1 protein-coding gene is annotated in these 1,062 nt (G+C 33.5%); it reads left to right on the top strand.

Annotated elements, in window-relative coordinates; genetic code table 11:
* Window positions 1–899 (top strand): transposase (locus JF818_RS11935; protein WP_198892228.1); only part of this gene is annotated, 899 nt, incomplete at its 5' end.
* Window positions 900–1,062: the final 163 nt, after the last annotated feature.

The following is a 1,062-nucleotide window of genomic DNA, read 5'->3' as shown; positions in this document are numbered from 1 at the left end:
TAGTTAAAGATGCAAGGTATTCTGAACCCAATTTATTAACTGGTGTGTATGAAGAATTACGAAATGCTAAGAAAATAAGAGAAATTCTTAATTCAGATTTAATTGCTTGTAAGAATCAAATACACAATTGGTTATCGAGATTCTTTCCAGAGTACCAAAAAGTATTCAAAAGTTGGGAGTCGGATTCATTTATAAGCATCTTACGAGATTATGTATTTCCATGTGTTATAAGTGAAGTAAAAGCTGAGATAATATATGAAGCTCTCCCAAAGAAGTTAAGAAGAGGTGCAGGAAAGAATAAGATTTCTAAATTAGTAAATATTGCTAAAAATAGCATAGGAACTACCGTAGGTCATATATTTGCTGCATTTGAGATTCGACATTTACTAAATAAATATGAGTTATTCAAACATGAACTAGAGGACTTGTCAGCCCAAATAGAAAAGCTTTGTACTACACTTCCAGAAGTTCAAAGGTTACTTGAAATTAAAGGTATTGGCCTTAACTTGGCAAGTGGTATTATCTCAGAACTCGGTGATATAAGAAATTACGCACATGCGGACCAGTTAATAAAGATGGCTGGTTTATCTTTAATAGAATGTAGTTCTGGAAAGAAGAAAGGTCAAACAACAATCAGTAAACGAGGTCGAAGTGACTTGAGGAAGTTCTTATACCAGGCGATATTTACAATGATTTCAAGTAATAAAGGATTTAAGCAACTGCATAAATATTATACAGAGAGACCTAAAAATCAGCTTAAGGGAAGACAATCTATGATGGCTTTGGCTAGGAAGTTTCTAAGAATAATATACGCTGTAGTAACTCGAAATATGCCTTATGATGAAGCTAGAATGCTTTCTGACATCAAACGACCAGAGGCATTTTTAAGAATCGCTTAGAATAAATATAGCATCACACAAATCAGATTAATTAGCATACCAAATGTAAATAGTAGTTGGTGAGGTATGTAAAAATAAAAATAACAAAGGTGACGATCCCGTTAAACCACCATAAGGGCTTGACCCTGGATAGGAGCATAAAGGGACTCACATATAGTATAAG

The sequence above is a fragment of the Sphaerochaeta sp. S2 genome, from assembly GCF_016406725.1.
Classification (GTDB): Bacteria; Spirochaetota; Spirochaetia; order Sphaerochaetales; family Sphaerochaetaceae; genus Sphaerochaeta.
This window is presented reverse-complemented; position numbering and strand designations above follow the sequence as displayed.